5 protein-coding genes and 1 pseudogene are annotated in these 4,837 nt (G+C 60.1%); 1 reads left to right on the forward strand and 5 read right to left on the reverse strand.

Annotated elements, in window-relative coordinates; all coding sequences use genetic code 11:
- Positions 1-337 precede the first annotated feature (337 nt).
- Positions 338-1,339, reverse strand: a complete 1,002-nt coding sequence (locus AC3EA7_RS22480) for a glycosyltransferase family 2 protein (RefSeq protein WP_488616316.1) — start codon at positions 1,337-1,339, stop codon at positions 338-340.
- 78 nt (positions 1,340-1,417) lie between these two features.
- Here AC3EA7_RS22480 and AC3EA7_RS22485 point away from each other — a divergent pair, with 78 nt between their 5' ends.
- Positions 1,418-1,867, forward strand: a complete 450-nt coding sequence (locus AC3EA7_RS22485) for a hypothetical protein (protein ID WP_488616317.1) — start codon at positions 1,418-1,420, stop codon at positions 1,865-1,867.
- A gap of 53 nt (positions 1,868-1,920) precedes the next feature.
- On the opposite strand, the gene AC3EA7_RS22490 is transcribed toward AC3EA7_RS22485, so the two are convergent.
- From AC3EA7_RS22490 to AC3EA7_RS22505, 4 genes and pseudogenes are all read right to left on the reverse strand, one after another.
- Positions 1,921-2,364 carry a septum formation initiator family protein gene (locus AC3EA7_RS22490; RefSeq protein ID WP_488616318.1) on the reverse strand — a complete coding sequence of 148 codons (444 nt, stop codon included), beginning with the start codon at positions 2,362-2,364 and terminating at the stop codon, positions 1,921-1,923.
- 27 nt (positions 2,365-2,391) lie between these two features.
- Positions 2,392-2,811: a bactofilin family protein gene (locus AC3EA7_RS22495; protein ID WP_488616319.1), complete on the reverse strand. Its 420-nt coding sequence runs from the start codon at positions 2,809-2,811 to the stop codon at positions 2,392-2,394.
- Positions 2,812-3,251: 440 nt separating this feature from the next.
- Positions 3,252-4,031, reverse strand: a complete 780-nt coding sequence (gene trmD / locus AC3EA7_RS22500; protein WP_488616320.1) for a tRNA (guanosine(37)-N1)-methyltransferase TrmD — start codon at positions 4,029-4,031, stop codon at positions 3,252-3,254.
- 174 nt (positions 4,032-4,205) lie between these two features.
- Positions 4,206-4,702, reverse strand: a pseudogene (locus AC3EA7_RS22505) (GxxExxY protein).
- Positions 4,703-4,837: the final 135 nt, after the last annotated feature.

The following is a 4,837-nucleotide window of genomic DNA, read 5'->3' on the forward strand; positions in this document are numbered from 1 at the left end:
CAACCAGATGGTGCACAATCTTTGTCCGTGTTGACCGTCGTGGGGCTGACGTTGGCTTCGACTGGCTCAGCCAGCGTCAGCCGCACCACGTCCTTGATCGTACAAAGCGGCCCAATGCGTATGCAACTGTAATGACGCCTACGGCTCAGCCAACGTCAGTCGCACCACGTCCTTGACGTCCAGGTTTTGGATGATCGCTCTATGAGATCGCTGGCGTCTCGCCGACATACGCGCTTGGCACGCGGCGGCAGGGCGCCTTGCGTTGGCGCCTGTCGCAACCATACCACCACCGACTCAATGTTTGCCTGCCCGGCGTCGGTCGTTCACGTTCACGTCTTCACTGTCCCCTCATTTCCAGCAGCGCATCGAGTCGTTTTGCTGCGCGCAGCGTCCGCCACGGCGACGGCGGCGGTTCGAGCCATGCGGCGAACGCCTGATCCGAAACCGTGCGCCGCGCCTGAATGCGCCGTCGTTCCTGCATCAGCATTGACCAGTCGCGCAGCGCTTCGATTCGTCCGGCGATCATCGCGGGCTTGCGGGTGAGCGTCGCGTATGCCAGCGCCATTGCGTCATACGCCAGCATATGAGGCAGGCAGGCGCGTAACACACGGGGCGGGAAGCAACGGATGACGGCGCGCCAGCGGTTACGCCCCAGCAACCGCTGCTTCAACGGCGACCCCTGCCCACCGGTAGCGGAATAGACATGCCGGGCGCGGGCAGCGGGAATGAGAAGGCATGGCCATTGCCGCAACCGGGCGCGCCAGGCCAGATCAACATCTTCGAGATAGTTGAAGAAATTCGGCGCCATTAGTCCGATGTCATCAAGCATGGTTCGCCGGTAGAGCGCCAGTCCGCCGCTTGCGCCCATCACCGGTTGCGGCGCTGCTGGCAGCGAATGCACATCACGTCCAGTCCACCGATCAAGCGCCACCCCGTCGCGGCGCGCAGTGATACCCGCCGAGGCGACCAGTTCAGGGCGGTGATCGAACGTCAGCACGCCGGCGACTGCGCCAATCTGCGGGTGTTGCCGCATTGTTTCGACCAGTGCGGGCACGCATCCCGGCTCAACAAACGCATCGTTGTTCAGCAGGAGCAGCAGATCGCCGCGCGCTGTACGCAACCCGGCGTTGACACCGCCGGCAAATCCCAGGTTCGATGGCAGCACGACGAGGCGCACCGCACGCCAGGCATGCGCCAGCCAGTCAGCAGTGCCATCGTTCGAACCATTATCGACTACGATAATCTCGTCGTCGGTCTGAAGTTGCGCAGCGACGGCGCGCAGGCAGGGGTCCAGGAAGCACCGGCCATTCCAGGTCACAATAATGACGGAGAGCGTCATAGGTGCATCGTGCAACAAAACCGATCACTCCGGCGTACAACAGTGCAGATGGGGTGGCACAAGATAAGGAGTAGAACCATGAACTTCGTGCATGATAACCGTCGCTCAGCAGTGATCGGGATTGGGTTGATCGTCCTGGGTGTCATCTGGTGGCTGAACCTGTGGTGGCTGCTGCTGCCAGGGGCGCTGATTGCTGGCGGCGTGGCGGCATACATTCAGCGGCGCGCAACACGCACATCCGACGCCGTGCAGTCTGTTCTCTGGGGTGTCGGGTTGGGTCTGCTCCTGCTGATCGACTTTTTGTTCCCCGGTGTGTTGTTCCTGGCGGGCGTCAGCATTCTGGCGCGTGGGCGCGAAGCGGAGATCGACGCCCGTATGCAGCGTTTCATCAGCGGGTTACGTCGCCCACGTTCAACCGAGCATCCACCGGAGACGACCAATGTACCGATCACGGTATCCCCTGGCGTTGCGCCGCACATGCCGGCGGATCGCGCTGCCACGGGCGAGACGACGCGCCTGCACGAGTAGCAATCTCTCCAGTATGAAACGACCCTGGCGTGTGCGCCGGGGTCGTTTCCTGTTTACGGCGCATCTCCTGTAGTCAACGCCTGCATCCAGGCGCGCCAGTTGAGTTGCGGCGTCGGCGTGGGCAACGCAACCGGAGTTGGCGTCGCCTCACTCACCGGACGGTCCTCGAATGTCGGCAGTACGACCGTATCGCCCTCGGCAGCCAGCCCGAGTTGTTCGCGCGCAATCTGTTTGGCATAGGCAGGCGACTCGGCATACTCCACCTGATCGAGCAGCGCGCGGTTGGTCGCTTCGAGTTGTGCATTTTCGGCAATCAACGCAGCGCGACGCTGTTCCAGTTGGGCGCCGGTCATAATCTGACCGACGAAACTTGCCATCATCCAGAGCGATAGCACAACCAGAACCAGGGTCAGCGCATGAACCCCGGCGCGTTTGGGATGCAAACGCTCGCGAAGCGTGGGGTCGCCTCTCGTGGAAGAGCGTTGAGGCCGGGGCATAATACCGACTCCTGAACGACGGCAGCCTCAATCGCGACGGTCGGGGCGCGGCGCTTCGAGGAGCAATGGTTCGTCGATATTCGTTGTCATCGAACTTTGCCCCCGGAACAACCCGCCTGGCTCAATATGTAACGCAGATGTGGTAATATCGCCCCAGACCTTGCCCGTCGGCGAAATTTCAAGTTGTTCGATAGCCGTGATTTCACCTTTCACTGCGCCGGACACATGGACATTCTGCGCCTTGATGGTGGCAATCACCTGCCCTGTTTCGCCAATGATCAGGTTTCCCAGGATCTCGACATCGCCCTCGACTCTGCCATCGATCCGAATGTTGCCATCGGATTTGAGGGTGCCAACGAAGCTGGTGTTGGCGCCAATCACCGTCTCTGGCTTGCCATTGAGCGCTGGTGCAGGAAGCGCCTGAGACTGTTTTCTGTTGCCGAACATCGCTCCTCCTCTAACGGCGGTGCTACTCGCTCGAGCGGATCGGGCGCGTTGCCTGGCGCGACCGACTGCTGTACCCGCCAGAATGATCGCCATAATGACGATTGCGGCAATTATATAAGATGTTTGACCTTCGATCAACTTTTTGCCAGAGCGGGAAGCCCCGCTCCCTCCCATCCCCGTTCATGCTTCTTCCGGGGGTACGGGCGTTGCGCCTAGTAGTGACGAGTCCGGTAGACCTGCGTCGCCAGGTCGCGCACCCGCTGAGCTGCGGGCTAATGGTTGTTGAATAATTATTCCGCTATCCGCCTTGTAGCCCGGCGACTGAAGTCGCGGGCTACGGGATGCAAAGCCCGCCTGCGCGGGCTATATCTGGCGATACCGGATTATGTTCTCAAAAACCATTAGATTGTCCAGGTTCAACGTGATCGCTCGATGACCGGCTACCCCTTCCTGTTCTCTGGATTGTTCGGGTCGTTCCACCCCAACGTGCGCAGGTACGCGCGGTCTGCGTCGGTCAGAACGGCGTGCGCCAGCAGATCGGGACGGCGCTCGAACGTCCGGCGCAGTCGTTCACGCCGCCGCCACTGCGCCACCTCGCCGTGATGACCGGAGACCAGCACCGGCGGCACCGCCCGCCCTTCCCACACAGCAGGACGGGTGTACTGCGGATATTCCAGCAATCCATCGCTGAACGACTCTTCGGCGGCGGATTCGGCGTCGATCACGCCAGGAACCAGGCGCGCCACGGCATCGATCACGACCATCGCCGCCAGTTCACCGCCGGTCAACACATAATCACCGATTGACAACTCGCGGTCGATCAGCGCTTCACGCACCCGTTCGTCCACCCCCTCATACCGTCCACACACCAGCACCAGGCGTGGGTACGTCGCAAGTTCAGCAGCAATGCGCTGTGTCAACGGCTCGCCATCGGGCGTCATCAGAAGAACCGGTGGTTTGGTCGCCGGTTCTTGCGCGTCGTCGTTGGTCATCGCCAGCACTGCGCGAATGCATGCAGCGAGCGGTTCGGGTTTCATCACCATACCTGCCCCGCCGCCGTAGGGGGCGTCGTCGGTGGTGCGATGACGGTCAGTGGCGTAGGCGCGAATATCGTGAAGCACGACGGAAATGCGCCCGGCCTGAATCGCCCGCTTGAGAATGCTCTCGCTGAGCGGACCGGTGAACATCCCTGGAAACAGCGTCAGCACATCGAACCGCATGGCTGCATTGTAGCATAGAGCGGGCGCGCTGGCGCGCCGGGGAGGTGACAAAAGCTTCACAGGCTTAGGCGGCAGGGGTCAGACGGTGTTCTTTACCACGAAGACACAAAGACACGAAGAGGATAAAAATCCATCAGTTCCTTCGTGTCTTCGTGATTGATCAGCAGTTCATCATCACAGCGCAATCCGGGTGATCCCCTTCTTGATCAGCGGCACGTTGAAGTTGATCAGGAAGCCAAGACGCTTTCCAGCGAGCTTGAGTTGGGTCAGGATTTGCGCTGTGTGCATGGGATGCACAATCTCTACTGCCTTAACTCGCAGATGATCCGCTCCTCCACCAGTACATCAAGACGCAACCCCTCATCGAATCGCAAGCCATCGTAGACGATAGGCACGACCACCTGACGGCGAAAGGATGCTCCTCGCTTGTGCAGCTCGTGGCAGAAGCAGACTTCATACACACTTTCCAGCAAACCAGGACCCAGATTCTTATGCACGGCGAAAGCAGAGTCCACAATCAGGCTGGCAATACACTCATCTTCTTCAGAGATGGGAAGATGTTTCATTTCTCGCCTCCCTTCGTGTCTTAGCGGCTTGGGGGTTGCTACTGTACCACGAAGACGCGAAGAAACGAAGAGTGTAGAAGAAGATCCACCGTGTCTTAGCGACATTGTGGACGCTTACCGATTGCTGGCTCGCCGTGAAGGGTTGTTCGTTGAGCCAGCATCGGCAGCAAGCGTTGCAGGTTTAATCAAACTTGCCCGCGAAGGCCACTTTGAACGCAAGTTTGAGCAAATCCGCAAGGA

The organism is Roseiflexus sp., assembly GCF_057785375.1.

Bases quoted from the DNA above. Each gene is read 5' to 3' on its own strand.
- AC3EA7_RS22480 (WP_488616316.1), bottom strand. From the start codon at position 1,339: ATGACGCTCTCCGTCATTATTGTGACCTGGAATGGCCGGTGCTTCCTG.
- AC3EA7_RS22485 (WP_488616317.1), top strand. From the start codon at position 1,418: ATGAACTTCGTGCATGATAACCGTCGCTCAGCAGTGATCGGGATTGGG.
- AC3EA7_RS22490 (WP_488616318.1), bottom strand. From the start codon at position 2,364: ATGCCCCGGCCTCAACGCTCTTCCACGAGAGGCGACCCCACGCTTCGC.
- AC3EA7_RS22495 (WP_488616319.1), bottom strand. From the start codon at position 2,811: ATGTTCGGCAACAGAAAACAGTCTCAGGCGCTTCCTGCACCAGCGCTC.
- trmD (WP_488616320.1), bottom strand. From the start codon at position 4,031: ATGCGGTTCGATGTGCTGACGCTGTTTCCAGGGATGTTCACCGGTCCG.